The organism is Peribacillus simplex NBRC 15720 = DSM 1321 (genome assembly GCF_002243645.1).
GTDB classification, from domain to species: Bacteria; Bacillota; Bacilli; order Bacillales; family DSM-1321; genus Peribacillus; species Peribacillus simplex.
This window is the reverse complement of sequence record NZ_CP017704.1, coordinates 3,654,534-3,672,264: the sequence shown is the minus strand read 5'-3', so window position 1 is coordinate 3,672,264 and position 17,731 is coordinate 3,654,534. Positions and strand designations below refer to the sequence as shown.

Here is a 17,731-nt window from a genome sequence, read left to right as displayed (position 1 = left end):
CTATCGTTTGCTCTATATATTCATTAGCTACCTGCTGCATTCCTCCTTGATTGATACTAACTAGATAGAATCCAAGAATAAGGTTTCGTTTTTTATTCGAAATAGGTATACTTTAGCTATCAACCTATTTTATGGAAATTACTCTGCATTTCTGATGATCGATCAATCCATGCCTTAAAGGAGAGTGTGTAATGAAAATCAAAGCGTTATGTTTCATTCTTGTCCTGCTAGTCACTGGTTCCGTGGGCACGATTCATGCAAGTGCAAACGATCAAAAGGTGAAAGAACTGGATATCGGGGAGTCTTTCGATGGTGCGGAAGGCACGATGGTTCTCCAAAACTTAAAAAATGATAAAGTATTTATTTATAACAAACAGAGAAGTAAAGTACGCTATACTCCAGAATCGACATTCAAAGTCGCGAATGCATTAATTGGCTTACAGACAAAAGCTGTGAGCGATGAATATGAAGTGAAGCGCTGGGATGGCGTAATCAGGGAATTTGAAGATTGGAACAGAGATCATACACTGGCTTCAGCCATGAGGCATTCTGTGATCTGGTATTATCAAGCAATGGCCCGCGATATCGGGGTAGAAAACATGCAGCAATATGTGAACCTGCTCGATTACGGCAATCGTGATATCTCCGGTGGGATCGATCAGTTCTGGCTCGATAGCAGCATAAAGATTTCTGCCCGGGAACAAGTCCAATTCATCGAAAACCTTGTAGAGGAAAAAATGCCTATCGATAAGCAGCATATGAGAACCGTTAAGAGAATCATGATCAATGAAGAAGCAGACTCATATGTCCTCCATGGAAAAACCGGTACACGCCTTTCTGATATGGGATTGGGCTGGTATGTGGGTTACATCGAAACGGACAAAGGCAAATGGGCCTTCGCCACCAACTTGGATGGCAGCGGAAGCAAAGCCAAAACGATTACGCTTGATGCCCTGAAAGAAATGGATATCCTAAAAGAATAAAAGTTCACGCATGCTCTTAATTCGGGCATGCGTTTTGCTTTGTATTAAAGATATCTGAAAAACCGTGGGTAAAAAGTATTCGATTTTCACCTGATTAATGATTAATAATTTTTCTCCCTTTATAAATTCACCAATTCCATTTGATGATGTATGATGGCGAATTATTCGTTAAGAAGACGACTGTTTAAAGTTAGACTATAAAATCAAGGAAAAAGGGATTCTATCTAAATTTTAAAACATAGTTGATTGGAACGGAAGGTGCGAGACTCCTGCGGGAAAAGCGAGTCCAAGGGAGACCCCGCAGGCGCAAAGAGCGCCGAGGGCGGACCGCCCGCGGAAAGCGAGTGCCTGGAGTGGACATTAACTTACGGAGTCATGTTAACCCTATCTCCCGTTTTCTTTTCTGTTTTAATAACGCCGGCTTTGGAACTCGCTGTGAGAGTGCCGTACATTCAGCAAATGCAAACTGTTTACACCCTTTACAACGGTTCTCATCCAGTTTGGATAAAGCTTTATTAATGGCATCACCCGTACTGGAAAAGAATTGTTCCTCACCAACCAGTTTAATAAATCCAGTTTTTCTCAGCATTTCTTTAGGTTCCTGTTGCATCCCGGAAATCAACACTTGTAGATTATGAAACTTGAATTGCTTCACGATGTCGGTTAGAAGTGCTTCTCCCGATGTATCAATAAATGGCACATTGCTCATTCTTAATAGGAGGACTTTTGGTTTAGAACGCATTATTTCCTCGATTTCTTCTTGCAGCCTTTCGATTGAACCAAAGAATAAAGGTCCTTCTATCGTATATATGTTAATCTGCGGACAACTTGAACCTTGTTGCACCATTTCTGGTTTAACTAGTTTATCAGCTGGATCTGGTAATACCTTTGATAATTTCAATGTACCGCTCATCAGTTTAACGAACGATAGAATGGCTAATAGTAATCCGATCCCGACACCTGTTGTCAGGTCAATCAATACGGTTAACACGAAGGTAACGATCAATACGATCGAGTCCATAGTTTTTGCTTTTAAGATATGCGAAAATTCTTTGCGTTCGCTCATGTTCCATGCGACAAACATAAGAATGGGGGCCATACTGGCCAATGGAATGGCCGAAGCATAAGGAGCCAAACTGACTAACACCAGTAATACCACCAGCCCATGAATCACACCTGATATCGGGGAAACTGCACCGTTTTTAATATTCGTTGCGGTACGGGCGATGGCACCTGTAGCCGGAATGCCTCCAAATAAAGGCGTAATCATATTGGTCAATCCTTGCCCCATCAGCTCTTTATTGCTGTTATGTTTACTGTTGGTCATGCCATCTGCCACTACAGCGGATAATAGTGATTCAATTCCTCCAAGCATGGCAATGACCAAAGCAGCCGGAAGGAGTTCAATCACTAGGCCGCCAGTGATATGGGGAAACTGAAAATGGGGCAATGCATTAGGAATGGCGCCATAAGCCGATCCTATGGTAGCTACCTGACCTGGAAATAATAAGCTAGCGACTAGAGTTGATACAATCAATCCCAGCAGTGCCCCAGGAATTTTCGGTAAATATTTTGGAGTTAATATGACGAGAGTTAAACTTATGATAGCTACCAGTACACTATAGAAATTCACTGTATTGAAATTCAATAAGATTTCTTTCATATTTAAAAGAAAGACTTCTTCTTTTTTTAAGTTACTGAGTCCAAAGAAATTGGCAATCTGGCCCGAGAAGATAATCACAGCAATTCCAGCAGTAAAGCCGATGGTAACTGGACGCGGAATAAACTTGATGAATCTTCCCAGTTTGAAGACACCCATAAGAAAAATCATGATACCTGCCAGGAAACCGGCGATTAACAGTTTTTCATATCCGTACTGCATGACCACACCGAACAAGACTGGGACAAAGGCTCCAGTCGGGCCTGCAATTTGATATTTCGACCCTCCAAAAAGGGAGACCATAATTCCTGCAATAATAGATGTGTACAGTCCGTATTCCGGTCTTACTCCAGAAGCAATCGCAAAAGCCATCGCTAAAGGAATTGCTACAATCCCAACTACCACCCCGGCAACCAGGTCTTTCTGAAAATGGCCTAAGTTATATCCTTCAAGCCTGCTAGAACCCATCATTTTATCGCTCCTTCTTTTATTGAATATGTATTTCGTCCTTGCTGACAATTTTGCTATATCCATCTATGATTCGATCTAATTTACCTGTTTCGGGATGGATGACCATACCATGAACGGCAATGGAATCCGGTAATAATGGATGGTTTTCGATTAAACGGACACTATTCGTTACACTCTCCTCAACGCATTGAAAACCTGACAGCCATTTTGATAAATCAATACCGGAGTTTGTAAGGACATCAATTTGCTCCTGACTGACTTTCTTCTGCTTCGCGGCATCAAGCAGTGAAGAGGATTGAAGCCCCACCATACCGCATCCATGATGTCCGATCACACACACTTCCTCCACTTTTAGCTCATAAATAGCGACAAGGATACTGCGCATAATGCTGCCAAAAGGGTGAGAAACAATAGCTCCAGCGTTTTTAATGATTTTCGCATCTCCATTTCTTAACCCCATCGCCTTTGGAAGCAATTCCAACAGACGGGTATCCATGCACGTTATGATGACGATCTTTTTATCTGGATACTTTGTCGTTTGAAACTCTTTATATTTGTTATGATCGACAAACGTCTTGTTATAATCCAGAATGCTAGAAATAACTGACATTACTTAATTCTCCTTTCTCTTGCAAATCTTTGTTAAGGTGTGAAAATTGAAGGAAATGGTCTATGTACAATAATCCAGATGCCTTTCATCCAGCCCTGTTTTATCATTTGGTGCTATATTCCATGTTAGAGATATTAAATTAGAGTTAAATGATAGAAGGATTAGAAAATGGTGAGAATTATTACATTTTCTTCTCTTTTGTTTTGCATTTTTCTTACTCACCGAAGCCAAAAAGGGTGATGCATATTAGACAGCTAATATGCATCACCCTTTTTTATGATTTGTTCCGTTTACGTCTAGATTAATAAACCCTTATCTGAGCAACTGTTTTATTCATGGCCATCATTATCATCCACTTCATCATCTTCCCATGTGATTGTTTTTACTTCTTTTGTGTAACCGTCCACTTGGACTACTGCGTCTCGGTCGTCCTCTAATTCAACTTCGACCAAATAATAAGGTGTCTGACCTGAAGGTTGATAAAACTCTGTATCGTCACCTGTTCCTTTTACATGTTTTTCCGCAATCGCAATTGCTTCGTTTTCTGTAATGATACTATCTGCTACCATTGTCGAGTCAATAATAGCTCCTGTATATGGGTCGAGTATTAATGTGATTTTTTCGTTTTTCTTATTTACTACTGCTTTATAATAGGAGTTGTCTTTCTCCTGCACAAAATCAATTTGTTCCAGGTCACCTTGTGAGGAAATACGCGCCATTATTTCATTCTGGGTCAGTTGCTTTTGGGGCATTTTTTCCGTCGTTTCTTCAGCTGCATGAACTATGGTTTCTTTTATGGAGCGAACTTCACCGCTTTTCGCATCCATCCTAATTAGATATACCCCGGTTTCAAGCTGCATTTCAACCTGATATTCTTCACCTTCACTTTTCGTTGTCTTTATAATGGTTCCAGGATATTTATCCTTTGCTGTCTGGTTCACTTCTTCTTTCGTCAAGCTTTCCGCGGATAATGATGGAGCCCACCATTGAAATCCGACGAATAATAGCAGACCAAAAACGAGAGTTGATCCAGCTGTTAACAGCACTTTTCCACTCTTCATCGTATCCCCCATCCAACGCATTCTGGCTTAATTAAATAAAAGAGTAACGTTCGTTCCCCTGCCTTCGAGACTATCCATTTCAATCCGTACATCAATTGCATCAGCAATTTCCTTTGCCATGGAAAGCCCCAAACCTGATCCGCCTTGCTTTCGGGTTCTAGCTTTATCTACACGATAAAAGCGATCGAACACTTTTGGCAATTCAGTCTTTGGTATTCCATCCCCTCTGTCTTCGATGCGGATAAATGCTTCATTACTTGTTTGTCCTATGTAGACTGAGATATGCTCGTCACTATACTTTCTTGCATTGTCTAAAAAAATAAACATTAGCTGTTTTAACTTTTGAACGTCCGTTACTGTTTCAATTGCATCGCCACTATAAATCTCAACTGTTCGATTGTACGCATTTTTATATACTTTCGATAACTCGGCAATGATATCGGTCAGATTGACGTTTTCCTTCTCTATATTCCATTTTTCCTGGTGCTTTGCAAGCAGAAGCATTTGCTCTGTCAGCTCTCTCATTCTAATCGCTTCAGAATGAATGGCCTCTATGGATTCATCGAACAAATCAGGCCGCTCCAACCCTTTTCTTTTCAAAAGACTTGCATAGCTTTCGATGACAGTTAACGGTGTTTTTAATTCATGTGAAGCATTTGATACGAATTGCTCCTGTTTTTCGAAGTTAGCTTGTAGCAAATCGATCATGTGATTAAAGGTTTTTCCCATTTCCACAAGTTCATCTTTTGATTTTTCCTCTAGGCTAAGACGCTTAAATTGGCCGCTTGTTTGAATCTCCTTCATCGTATCAATCATCGATCGAATCGGCCGGGCGATGAAGTTACTAAGAATGGTGCTTGATATCAGAACAGGTATCATGGCAATGACAGTTACAGCGATTAATACGATGCGCAAAACAGCGAGCATTTCTTCGGTTGCTGTAATGCTTTTGGTGATTTGAAGATTAACTACACTTCCATCCCCCCAAACTATCGGGTACGAAACGAATACATACTTTTTCTGATGATAAGTGATGATCGCACTCTTCTCACCTGGATAAAAATCACTACTTCGAAAGCTTAATTGTTTTTCAGAATTGGATGTCACAGCTGTTCCTTTTCGTTGACCTTCTTTTACAATACCAATCATGCCATCTATAGGCAGATAAGCTCGAAGTAAATCATTTGGTGAAATATTATTAACATTTTTACTAACATCAAATGCAATTTTCTCTGTCTCCGCTTTCGCACGATTAAGTTCGTTTACCATCATCAGATTACTGAAAACAAAATAAATGGAAACATTCATCAAAAGGAGCAGGAAAATGAATAATACCGCTGTATATAAATTTATTTTCTTCCGCAGCCTCATTTTGCTTCCTTCATGACGTAGCCAACGCCTCTTACGGTATGAATAAGCGGCGTATCAAAGCCATATTCGAGCTTTTTGCGAACATATCGGATATACACATCCACCACATTTGTTTCTCCATAGAAATCATACCCCCAAACCGCTTCAAGAATTTGATCCCGGTTTAGCACTTGACGCTTATTCTTCAGTAAATAAAGAAGTAAATCATACTCTTTTGGCGTTAGGTCAATTTCACTTTCACCTCTAATGACTTCGCGCGTTTTGACATTCACCTTTAAATCAGCAGTATTAAGCCATCCATCATCTTCATCTTCCATTGAAGATGCTGCAGTCCGCATTCTTAAAACCGCACGAATTCTGGCAAGCAATTCCTCAATTTGGAAAGGTTTAGTGATGTAGTCATTCGCGCCGAGATCAAGACCGGAAACTTTATCTTCAACCGAGCCTTTTGCAGTTAACAGGATGACTGGGGTGGAATTGTTTTTCATACGAATTTTCCGAAGCAGCTCGATCCCGCTTATGCCTGGAAGCATCACATCCAATAAGATCAAATCCCATTTTCCTGATCGATACGCCTCAAGGGCTTCGTTTCCGTCCATTGCCTTTCCGATTTGGTAGCCTTCGATTTCAAGCTCTAATTCAAGCAGTCTTAAGATTTTTTCTTCGTCTTCTACAATTAGTATTGATTCTTTACTCATTTGTAAGGCCTCCTTTTGTGTCGGCTGTCCCCATTTATGTGTCATTCATTTTCAAATTAAATGGATTGGTTTATCCTTATGTATGCCTGTTCGTTCAATAAGAAAAAGGCTGCCTCAGCAACCTTCCTTATTTTGAAGTAGGTTATTAAAGAAACCATTCACCTTGAGCAATTTTCACTACTTTACCTCCTACATGAACGACGATTTCCCCGTTAACATCACCTGCTTTTAAAAACAATAAAGAAGGTCTTTCGATTTCACATCCTTGTTCTACGCGAATGTCTATTTCACTTTTTTTAAAATATCGGTATTTAACTAAGTAAGCAGCTAAACATCCATTAGAACTGCCAGTGGCTGCATCTTCTGGGATACCATAATAGTCCGCAAAGTCTCGAACATTCAAATCATTTTTCGAATCATACGTTTCTGGAGAAAAAACCATAATGGCTTTGGCATCCGTGTGTTCAATTAACTCAAAATACTTTTCTCTATTAATCTTTACTTTTCTAACTGCTTCCAATGATTTTAATGGGACAACAAGCACTGGAAGTCCCGTCGAAACTTCTTGAATGGGAAATCTATCATCTATGTTTTCTTTATGTATATTTAAAACTTCATAAATTTTATCTGTATCTAAAATCCGGCCAAAAGTTGGTTCATTTTGTTTCATCCATAGAAGCTCTTCTTGATTATTGAATGATACTGTTATCTGTCCACCTTTAAAGTTTAAAATAATGGTATCCAATGGTGCTTTTAATACTTCGTTTTGAATGATATATGCAGTTCCTAAAGTCGGATGACCAGCAAAAGGAACCTCTTCATTAGGTGTAAAAATCCGAACATCATAGCCCCCATCATTTTTTGAATCAGACAAGATAAAGGTTGTCTCTGAAAAATTAATTTCTTTGGCTATTTGTTGCATTTCATTATCCGGAATATTTCCAGCGTTTTTAAAAACCGCGAGTTGATTTCCTGTATATTTTCCATTTGAAAACACATCAACAATAGAATAATTAATCCTCTCCATAAGACTCCCCCTCGTTTTTCTTTTTAACGAATGTCCCAATTATTGCATGTAAATTTTGAAAATTAAAGTCGCTATTTGCCCAGTTATCTCCAAAAAAAAAAAGAGCTGCCAGAGCAACTCTCATGTTAAAAGCCCTATTTACTTTGTACCTTATTTCAATCTGTTCCTGTCAAAATGATATTTTTTTAAGACTTTCGAATTTATATTTATGTTCGATAAACTCACGCCAACTAAAAACAACTGGAGATTTCAAAGGATTTGGAGTCCATATCTTTTTCGCTGATAGTAGAACTTAATCCAGTAGTTGAATTTTAATCCTTTTTTTCGTTGGACCTTTTTGTTGAATTTTCATAATGGAAAAGTCTTTAATTTCATTTGTGTTGTTAACGTGGGTTCCGCCACATGCTTGCTCATCAATATCATTTATTTGAACGATTCGAATTTCATTAAGAGAAGCTGGCAGTAAATTAATGACCGTTTTAATAAACCCTTCTTTTTGCTCTGCTTCAGTCCTACTAATGGTTTTCGTGTAAACATTATGGGGTTGTGCCAGTACCTTCTTTATCGATTGTTCTAGTGAATCAAATGGTATTTCTTCCATTATTTCAGGAGTAAAAGACAGCTCTAATCTCGCATGTTCTTTTTCAATTTGACTACTTGTTGCTAAAGCATTGTAATGTTGATATAAATAACCTGAAATGACATGCAGTAATGTGTGATACTGCATATTCTTAAACCGCCAAGGCCAGTCAATCTGCATTTCTACTGTTTGATTAATGTCCTGTACTGGACGTTCCAGTTCATGAATAATTTCACCATCTAATTTTTTTATTGTTAATATATTATAGGTTTCATCACCTTGTTTAATAATCCCTCGGTCACAAGGCTGCCCACCGCCACCAGGATAAAAAATGGTTTGATCGAATACAACAAATCGTTCTTGTATTGAAACAATCTTTGCCGAACATTCTTTTATATAACTATTCTCTGCATATAACTCTATCGTGGCCACTTTTTTCTCCTTTTGTTGCTTTGATATCCTCTACCAGCATTTCAACATGTTCTTTTTTCGTAGCCCAACTGGTACAAAATCTCACAGCACTGTGTGTAGCATCGACTTTTTCCCAGAAGGAGAATGAATACTTTTTGCCTAATTCCAAAATTACATCTTCAGGCAAAATCGGAAACTGCTGATTTGATGTGGAATCATATCGTAATGAAAATCCATTTGCAACAAATGCTTCTCGAATCATGATTGACATTTCCACGGCATGATTAGAAATTTCATAGTATAAGCCATCTTCAAATAAGGTTTCAAACTGGATCCCCAATAGTCTCCCTTTAGCCAGCATTCCTCCCTTTTGCTTGATGAAATATCGGAAATCCTTTTTCAGGGCATCATTCATGATGACTGCCGCTTCACCAAACATTGCACCAACTTTCGTTCCCCCTATATAGAACACATCACATAACCTTGCAACATCCGCCAAGGTTAAATCGCTGTCTTTCGAAGCTAAGCCATACCCTAATCTAGCGCCATCCAATACCAATGGCAAACTACATTCCCGGCAAACTTTACTTAATGCTTCCACTTCTGTTTTACTATAAGTCGTTCCATTTTCTGTAGGGTTAGAAATGTAAACCAAGCCTGGCTGTACCATATGCTCATGAGTAACATCATTCCAGTGAGCATCATATAATTCTTTCACTTGTTCAGCTTGAATTTTTCCATCATCACTCGGCAACGTAAGCACTTTATGACCAGTGGCTTCAATTGCCCCTGTTTCATGTACTGCGATATGACCAGTAATTGCGGCAACTGCACCTTGATGCGGCCGCAAAATTGAAGCGATGATAGTTGTATTCGTTTGTGTTCCTCCTACTAAAAAGTGTATATCTGCATTCGCCGCATCACACTCTTTTCGAATGTAAGCTCTCGCTTTTTCACAGTGCTCATCCACTCCATATCCGGGTGTTTGTTCTTCATTGGTTTCTATTAATCGTTTCAAAATTCGCTTATGAGCACCTTCTGTATAATCATTTTCAAAACGTATCATCCTATATTCTCCCCAAACTATCCAATTTCTTCTGAATGAACATCATAGAAGCATGGATTTCTTTTATTTCATTTTGTGATAATCCTTGGAATAACCTCACTAATTGTTCATCTGATTTTTCATTAATCTGGTTAAAAAGAGTCATCCCTTTAGGAGTTAATCGAATCAGACTAGTTCTGCTATCCAAGGTCGAATTTTCCTTGATAACTAGTCCATCTTTACTTAGCTTGGCAATTATTCTACTCATATAGCTACGATCAATTTTCAGTTTATCAACTAGATTATTTGCTATACACTGCTCCAATAAACCGATTTCTAAAAGTACCCTTGCCTCTGTGAAAGAATATCCGGTATCCAATATATGCTTATCAAATAAACCAAGTATATTGGTATAAAATCTATTGAATTGCCGTATATCAGCTATGGTATTTTTATTTATATTCATTCTAGACTTCCTTTTCAGTGGACTTTATCCACTAATATTTTATTGGAGTTAGTGGACTATGTCAACATTTTTCGTTAATCTTTGAAGGATCAATCGATACCACTAGTTTAACCAATTTCAAAAAATTCACTTTTAGAGCCCTCATAAAACAACTGTTCTACTAGCCCTTTATAGGTAAGTTTCTCTAAATGTACTAACCTGCCATAGTGCAATAAAAAAAGGAGCTGCCCAAAAGCAGCCCCAAACGATTTATTATTGTTGAACTAATGCACCCATTAGTTGATTAAGGAGTTTTATCTTTACTGCCTGCTACGAACCCATATGCCCGCCGTCAGACAGCTTGCCATCCCACCAGGTAAATACCAGGCCAGCCCAAAGTGCTATGGCGCCAGGAATCCATGCAACCATTGCAGCAGCGAACGCATCATCGGCCGTAGGCATAAGGGCGACTCCAACAAAAGCCAGGATAACCGCTAAGATAATCAACGCGATACCAAGCTTCCTGAGGGGATATTTTTTCTTTGCGCTACCTTTGTTATCTGATGTTTTCGTCATAAATTCACTTCCATTATTAAAATTTGGTGGATCATTATGAACTCATTAAAGGCTTCTTCCATCAATAATTTGGCATAACCATTATCTCTGTATTGTGCTTTTACATACAAATCACTTATCCAACCCACTTGATTACCATTTAAGAAATCATAACCCTTATCGATTAGAACCCAGCCAATTAATTCAGTGTCATCCAATAAGCAAACATAATAAGCATAATATTTTGCAGAGTGTTCATATGCTTCAATCATTTTTTGCTTCTTTGCGATTTTCACCTGCTAATTCATAAACTTCTTTTATCTCCATTTCTTAAGCCTTTTTAAAGCTTAACCCCATATCTTCACCCTCTAAAACACATTATTCAACTCTTGGAAATTAATCCCAACCTTATTATATTCGCTCTTTATACACCTAGTCCTTCTTCAACTGCTTCGTTGGCTTAATAAGCAAAAGATCTGAAATTCACCTGAAGTGCAAAAGTCCCTTAATGAACTCCCTCAGTTTGATGCGAATATCTCTCGAATGCTCACTTATTCGCAGGATTTCATACCCCTTGTAATTAGACTTACGGGTAAATGAAATGAGTTCAGATAAGTTAGGCTTCGTGAAGGCATAGTTAAATAAAGGAGTCAGTTACCACTCCACATTTTACCATATAATGTACATCTCCATGCCGCCCCTGGAGGCTTTCCCTCCCATGTCTCAACGGGTCAATCGCCCTCTCATTCCTTCGTCATGCCTATCCAAGGGGTGGAGGCCAGTTATGCTAACCTGATGGGTCACTGTGCCCTTTTGTTTAAGAAACCTGGTACTCGTACATATTTGAAATCCTACGAATAAGACAACATTCAAAATTAAAGTTAACTATTTTGAATGATACATTCTATATAACTAATGTTTTATTTCTATGCTGCTAATGGGATTAATACTTGGACTTTATTTGGACAATAAGACTCGTTTCGTCGTGCTATTCCTACAAAAATCCTTGCTAGTTTACCTATGAGTTTCATGATTGATTTCATTTTCTTTATCTTCTTTACCTTCACATTATGGGAATGGACGGCCTTAAACTCAGGGTTATTCATCACAAGGCTCATAGTTGCTAAGTAGAGGAATCGTCGTAGTCTTGACCTTCCACGCTTTGAAATGACAATCTGACCTTTCCATTTGCCTGAACTTGCTTCAGCTAGATGTAATCCCGCATGCCGCAATAGAGAGTTTCCGTGAGAGAAACCACTTAGATCTCCTGATTCACCCAGTATCCCGGCTAATGAAATTTCACTTATTCCTTTAATCATAAGTAGTTTTTTTGCAAATGGTATTTTGTAGAGAACTTCTTTAACTTGTTGTTCAACTCTTTCGAGTTGTTTGACAGCGAGGTCATATTCCTCTAATAATTGTTCTAAATGGAATTTATAAGCATCAAGAGCTTGTCCGGTCCCAATAGAGGATTTTGCTAGATTGATTAGTAATTGAGCCTTCTTGGGTCCTGGTTGTCGTTTCATTAAAGACTTCCAACCCCTCATGACATCTAGTGTTTCTAGTGAAGATATTTCATCCGGTGTAGGAAATAAACGAAGGGTTGCGATCGCCCCTTTGCACGTTACATCTTTAAACACTTGTCTGAGTTCAGGAAAGACCACATCCACCCATCGATTTACTTGATTAATAGACATCACGAGACGTTTAACAATCACATCACGATTAGACATTAGAACTCTAAGCTTCTCAAATGATTCTGATGATGGGCGAATAAAGGAATAGTAGCCGTTTTTGACCATATCCGCGATAACGAGCGCATCTTTTTTATCACTCTTAGATTGGGTATTATCACGATTCTCTTTATTCCTTTTTACTAAGTGGGGATTGACTGTTACAACCTCAATGTTTTGGTTATATAACCATTTTGAAAGGTTAATCCAGTAATGGCCTGTAGGCTCCATACCTACTATTGCTGCATCTAAGTTTTTTAATCTTTTTAAATCATGAATCCATTTTAATAGTTTAAGGAACCCCTCTTCATTATTTTCAAATGTAAGAGGCTCTCCAACTACAATTCCACGGAAGTTAACTGCTCTTGCAACGTGTAGTTGTTGAGCGATATCCACACCAACAATAAGGTGTGTATCGGAAATTCTTTCTATTAGTTGATTTTGTTTGTCTTGCATTTTAAAATTCATAGTAGGGCTTCCTCCTTAAGACTCTGAGTTAGATTGGACTCTATACTCGTATCTTACTGAGGGGCTCTATTTTTTTCAAACCTGATATTTAACGATCTACAGGAATGCTAAAGGGGCAGTTTAGTTCATTAAGAAAATCAAAATTGGGGATAATACCTTTAATATTGTTAAAGGAAAAGGAGATGCCCAATGAAAAATAAATTGCCTTTTTTATTCTTAGCTATGCTAATGCTAGTAAATGTTAATGTTAATGCACAAACTTCTGAAAGGTATACCGACAATAGTAAGAAACATCTGGTTAATGCAAATAAATTTTATAATAATAAAAAAACAGGGGATTATAGCGAATACAAAACAGCGACCCTAAATATTAGAGAAAAAATTCTTTATAAAGACTTAAAATCCACAGTAAATAAAAATGCGGGAAAATATTCAGAAGTTAATATTTATAATAACAAAAACCCAAATATAGATCCTAAACGTCAAATATATCTTTTTTGTTCTTTTAAAGAGACTAAAGAAAAAATGATTTACAAATTTATAATTATAGATGCTGAGACACAAGAGCCAATATCCGAAGGAAACGGAGAAAGTTGGTACCACCATTAAAGGTTTATAATAACTTCAAATAAGAAGCCCTTCTCAAACGGAAGATACTACTTCATAATGGATTCTTTTCTTGTGATTCAGTATACAGTTTTTATAAAATAGTTTGATTATTTTTAGTAATCCATAATGAACTAAACCAGCTAATAGGATGTCAATATCTTTCTCTAATATTTTCATTTCCCTTATGATATACTATTTTTGGCCATGCCAAATAACCCTCCAAAACCCTTTTGGAAGGATTTTTCTCTGTTTCACAAAACCGTTAATTAGGCTAAATCTAGGAACGTTTCTTTTCTGCTTAATAAAGCATAAATCCAATGAAGCAACTTATTCATACAGGCAACGATTGACACTTTGGCAGGTTTTCCTTCTGATTTTTTCTTATCATAGAATGCTTTAAGCTTTTTGTTCCTTGAACTTCTTATGCCGCATAGTACGGCAAGATACAGAGAATGACGTAGTCTGCTCGAACCCCTTTTGGTAATACGATTAATGGTTGCCGTAAACTTACCCGATGAGTGAACACTTGGATCCACTCCAGCGAAGGCAACCAGTTTTTTCGGATGATTAAACCGATCGATTTCACCAATTTCAGAGATAATCGTTGCTGCGATTTTTTCTCCTATACCGGGAATCGATTGGATGATCTTATATTCTTCCATTTCATTTGCCAGGGCCACTATACGATCTTCCAAATCAGAAAGGTGTCCCTGGTAATGAAAAAGCAACTCAATATACATACGAAGATTGATTACGTGACTTTCATACACGTTTTTTTGAAATGGATTTCGAGATGCGGAATCCATTATTTTTTTTGCTTTTTCCCATGCCCATTCACCCGATCTGCTAGAACAGAACTCTATTACACTCTCTGCTAGTCTACTTTCTCCGGCCGTTAATACCGCCTCTGAAGTAGGATATTCCTTTAACATCAATAAAGAAACCTTCGAATATAGATCCCCAAAAACCTTTCGGTATTCAGGAAACACCTGATCTAAAATGGTGTGAAACTGAAGTTTAGCCTCCACATACATATTCGTTACGATTTCCTGTTGTCTTGACAAATTACGAAGGTCTAAAAGCTGAATTCCTCTAATTTTATGAGGTTCAAAATCCTCCTTGTAATACAGCACACACAACTGGTACGCATCGATTGCGTCCGTTTTTACCTTCCGCAAACTGGACTTCTTTGCCTGATAAGAAATAATCGGATTTAGTAAGATATATAGAATCCCTTGTTCCTCCAAGTATTGAATAACGGGAGAATGGTAATGCCCTGTAGATTCTAAAATGACCATAGGCATCTGCCCTGCCACCTCTTCAACTTCTTTTAGAAAGTCTAAAAATTGATCCAATTCCTCCTTGGTATGCTTCATTGAAAAGCTCTTCCCATACGGTTTAGATTGGTCTAAAAATGCCTGTACTTGGCTCTCTTCTTTTGCCACATCCAGACCAACAACTGGATTCATTGTTTTTTCCTCCTCTACTTACTAACCAGTACCCCTAGTCCTCCATGTAGTGTCATAGCTTCGCTTGTTATACGAGATCTACGTCCCAACCAGCCTCAAACATGTTTCTACAAGTAGGGGGCGGACAGTTTAGTTCACGGGATCAAGTCCCACGCACCCGTACGTCCTACTCTGGCTACTGATATAATAGATTCTATTAAAAAAAGGTCAACCAGTAATTTTTACTGGTCAACCTTATAATACGAATGCACCCGTTAGTTTAAGTACATTACTTCACAATCTTTAGTTTTCGCGTTAAAAAATCCTTTTACTTCTTCTCAACATATAATGTTGAGAACCTAACTAAAAGGAGTGAAATCACATGAGATATTTCCCACGCCAGGGGACAATGAGTCCACAATCCCCTCCTCCAACATTCATACCACCAAAACCTTCTGTGTCCTATATCGTCGACTGTCTATATCAAAACACTTATGTATGGCTTATAAATGGCAGACAATTTTGGTTTTACCCTACTCGTGTGGAATATGGAGAAGTATCTGGATATAGATGGAACGGTGCTTTCTGGCAATTCTACGGTATTGACCCAAGACTTATAGATGCTGTTGCCTGCCCTCCTACCCCTACATTATACTAAAATCCTAAAAAAGCCTTATCTCGAATAGTCTCAAAATAAAAGATCGCCCCTATCTTTTAATTTTGGAGGTATTGTATGACAAATTTTCATTCATTTCATGGAACTGTCACGGTGATTAGTGATTTTTTTACAGGTCAAAATGGTGAAAGAGAAGGTTGTTATAAATTATTTACAATAGAAAATGAATTGGGTTCAATAGTAAATTTTGTGGTTTCACCCTCAACTTACTTCGTTGACCATGAAATGGTCATAGTAGGAGATCGCGTGACAGGATATTATGATGGAGATTTACCTGCTATTCTTATTTACCCTCCACAATATCAAGCGCTTGTCATGGTAAAAGATAACCCAAATCAGAATGTAAAAGTTGATTATTTTAATAACCAATTGGTGAGTAGTGATGGACAATTACAATTAAAATTATCTCCCTATACCCAAATATTATTAACAAATGGGCAACTCTTTTCAAGATATCCAGCGAACCGAGATTTAATTGTTTTCTATGGACCTGCCACAAGAAGTATCCCTGCTCAAACCACACCCTATCGTATAATCGTTTTATGTTGAGCGCATTATTATTTCAACCAGCAATAAAAATAGGTATTTAAAACTCGTTCAGTTTTTGGCGAGTTTTTTATTATAATTTGTTCTTTCCATAACCCAATAAAATTAATATTCCTTTTTCAACTAAACTGCCCCTATAGTTGCATAAAGAAAAAGCTGCCTTAAAGACAGCTCCGATCTTCAGCCTGTTAGTTCTATAAGAAAAGCGAACCTTATTCAAGAATCGCGCCCGATTACTGAGGAACGAATATAAAACCTTGGTACCAAATGGCCTTGTCATTTATTTATGATACGGTTCACCGCACCTATTCAAGCAGTGATTTTTTTAAAACTGTCAGCCTTTTAATTTTACACTTCTACTTTAAATCGACGCTGCTGAGGAAGCAGCTGCTTGATCAGCCTTCACACAATCAATTGCAACAACGAGTGCAATAATAATGGTTTCCATCTCTTCATCTATTATTTGAACCTTGTAGCTATCGCCCCAAGTGAACCACTCCTTGCCCACTTTACCTACGATTTTACCATGCTGTAAAACCTGAAAATCCATATCCCACCAATTACCATGTACTTCAATGCCTGCCGCATCAATTGTATATCGTGCTTTTAAGAAGGAAAATTCCTTCTTTATTGTTAATACCTCTCGACCATTCACCTCAACCAAAAACTTTGGTAAAAAGCTGAACACCTTTTTCGTAATGAGTGCTACTTCATCTCTTGCTGTATTCATAATGGAGAAAGTCTTTGGAACTTGCATAAAACTTCCCTCCACGTAATATATATCCTTCTCCTGCTGATCCTTTACTGTAAATTTCCCGCTAAGACTGAATACCTTCTGCTTTATATAAAGCTGCCTCATACTTATGCCTCCCAACCTTAAGTCTTTTACATTACTTACGTTTGAAATGGGCATTGGTTCCAATCTTATGCATTAAATTCCAAATAATAGCTCCACTCAAAAGCGCCTTCTTTTCGGTTCACCACTATTTATCCTTAACTAATTTACCTTTTGTAAAGTCAGCAATTCTTCCTTCGCAATCTGGCCCAATTGTTGAACAACTCCTTATGTACTCTTGAACTATCCTGCCCCGTTAGTTCATTAAGAAATCCACAGGATCTATCCCCCATATAGGCAGTATATGCTCGTTTTTCTCTCCATGAAACCCTCCCCTAATTTATGCAATAAAAATGGGAAATGCTTAAAATGATTTTCCGACAAAAGGCCCTTTATGTAAACTAGCTCTGCATATCATATTCATATTTTATTTTTATATAAAAAAGATAGTTTGCTTTAATAACTTCTGGTAAATTAAAGAAACATAGTTATAAAAAGT

General features: G+C 37.9%; 17 protein-coding genes. 3 read left to right on the top strand and 14 right to left on the bottom strand.

What is annotated here, in order from left to right; all coding sequences use genetic code 11:
• The first annotated feature begins 191 nt into the window (after positions 1-191).
• Complete coding sequence (gene blaOXA, locus BS1321_RS17725) at positions 192-983, top strand: class D beta-lactamase (RefSeq protein WP_063235257.1); 792 nt, start codon at positions 192-194, stop codon at positions 981-983.
• Positions 984-1,356: 373 nt separating this feature from the next.
• On the opposite strand, the gene BS1321_RS17720 is transcribed toward blaOXA, so the two are convergent.
• The 12 genes from BS1321_RS17720 to BS1321_RS17665 all read right to left on the bottom strand — a co-directional run bounded on the left by BS1321_RS17720 (position 1,357) and on the right by BS1321_RS17665 (position 13,118).
• The gene (locus BS1321_RS17720; RefSeq protein WP_063235258.1) at positions 1,357-3,114 is read right to left on the bottom strand and encodes a SulP family inorganic anion transporter; all 1,758 of its coding nucleotides are present in this window, start codon (positions 3,112-3,114) and stop codon (positions 1,357-1,359) included.
• Positions 3,115-3,130: 16 nt separating this feature from the next.
• Positions 3,131-3,724, bottom strand: a complete 594-nt coding sequence (locus BS1321_RS17715) for a beta-class carbonic anhydrase (RefSeq protein WP_063235259.1) — start codon at positions 3,722-3,724, stop codon at positions 3,131-3,133.
• Positions 3,725-4,053: 329 nt separating this feature from the next.
• Entirely contained in the window at positions 4,054-4,785 is a 732-nt protein-coding gene (locus tag BS1321_RS17710) for a PepSY domain-containing protein (protein ID WP_162268749.1), read from the bottom strand.
• A 27-nt stretch (positions 4,786-4,812) separates the two neighbouring features.
• The gene (locus BS1321_RS17705) at positions 4,813-6,156 is read right to left on the bottom strand and encodes a sensor histidine kinase (protein WP_063235261.1); all 1,344 of its coding nucleotides are present in this window, start codon (positions 6,154-6,156) and stop codon (positions 4,813-4,815) included.
• Positions 6,153-6,854 carry a response regulator transcription factor gene (locus tag BS1321_RS17700; RefSeq protein WP_063235262.1) on the bottom strand — a complete coding sequence of 234 codons (702 nt, stop codon included), beginning with the start codon at positions 6,852-6,854 and terminating at the stop codon, positions 6,153-6,155. Before BS1321_RS17700 ends, BS1321_RS17705 begins: the two co-directional genes overlap by 4 nt.
• Positions 6,855-6,999: 145 nt before the next feature.
• Positions 7,000-7,881 (bottom strand): PhzF family phenazine biosynthesis protein, encoded by an 882-nt coding sequence (locus BS1321_RS17695; RefSeq protein WP_063235263.1) that lies wholly within the window; start codon positions 7,879-7,881, stop codon positions 7,000-7,002.
• A 292-nt stretch (positions 7,882-8,173) separates the two neighbouring features.
• On the bottom strand, positions 8,174-8,893 hold the full coding sequence (locus BS1321_RS17690; protein WP_063235264.1) for an alanyl-tRNA editing protein: 720 nt from the start codon (positions 8,891-8,893) through the stop codon (positions 8,174-8,176).
• A complete protein-coding gene (locus BS1321_RS17685) occupies positions 8,862-9,938 on the bottom strand; it encodes a threonine aldolase family protein (protein WP_063235265.1) in 1,077 nt (358 codons plus the stop codon). The genes BS1321_RS17690 and BS1321_RS17685 overlap by 32 nt, the downstream gene beginning before the upstream one ends.
• 1 nt (position 9,939) lies before the next feature.
• Positions 9,940-10,383, bottom strand: a complete 444-nt coding sequence (locus BS1321_RS17680; protein ID WP_063235266.1) for a MarR family winged helix-turn-helix transcriptional regulator — start codon at positions 10,381-10,383, stop codon at positions 9,940-9,942.
• Between the two features lie 309 nt (positions 10,384-10,692).
• Positions 10,693-10,938: a hypothetical protein gene (locus tag BS1321_RS17675; protein WP_063235267.1), complete on the bottom strand. Its 246-nt coding sequence runs from the start codon at positions 10,936-10,938 to the stop codon at positions 10,693-10,695.
• Positions 10,935-11,189 carry a GNAT family N-acetyltransferase gene (locus BS1321_RS17670; RefSeq protein ID WP_155726513.1) on the bottom strand — a complete coding sequence of 85 codons (255 nt, stop codon included), beginning with the start codon at positions 11,187-11,189 and terminating at the stop codon, positions 10,935-10,937. Before BS1321_RS17670 ends, BS1321_RS17675 begins: the two co-directional genes overlap by 4 nt.
• 654 nt (positions 11,190-11,843) lie before the next feature.
• Positions 11,844-13,118, bottom strand: a complete 1,275-nt coding sequence (locus tag BS1321_RS17665) for an IS110 family RNA-guided transposase (protein WP_063236580.1) — start codon at positions 13,116-13,118, stop codon at positions 11,844-11,846.
• A 189-nt stretch (positions 13,119-13,307) separates the two neighbouring features.
• On the opposite strand from BS1321_RS17665, the gene BS1321_RS17660 reads away from it, so the two are divergent.
• Positions 13,308-13,727, top strand: a complete 420-nt coding sequence (locus BS1321_RS17660; RefSeq protein ID WP_063236594.1) for a hypothetical protein — start codon at positions 13,308-13,310, stop codon at positions 13,725-13,727.
• A 266-nt stretch (positions 13,728-13,993) separates the two neighbouring features.
• Here BS1321_RS17660 and BS1321_RS17655 read toward each other — a convergent pair whose 3' ends face one another.
• Positions 13,994-15,196: an IS110 family RNA-guided transposase gene (locus BS1321_RS17655; protein WP_094246568.1), complete on the bottom strand. Its 1,203-nt coding sequence runs from the start codon at positions 15,194-15,196 to the stop codon at positions 13,994-13,996.
• Between the two features lie 712 nt (positions 15,197-15,908).
• Here BS1321_RS17655 and BS1321_RS17645 point away from each other — a divergent pair.
• The gene (locus BS1321_RS17645) at positions 15,909-16,400 is read left to right on the top strand and encodes a hypothetical protein (protein WP_063236215.1); all 492 of its coding nucleotides are present in this window, start codon (positions 15,909-15,911) and stop codon (positions 16,398-16,400) included.
• A 358-nt stretch (positions 16,401-16,758) separates the two neighbouring features.
• Here BS1321_RS17645 and BS1321_RS17640 read toward each other — a convergent pair whose 3' ends face one another.
• Positions 16,759-17,256: an LURP-one-related/scramblase family protein gene (locus tag BS1321_RS17640; RefSeq protein ID WP_063236216.1), complete on the bottom strand. Its 498-nt coding sequence runs from the start codon at positions 17,254-17,256 to the stop codon at positions 16,759-16,761.
• Between the last annotated feature and the right edge of the window lie 475 nt (positions 17,257-17,731).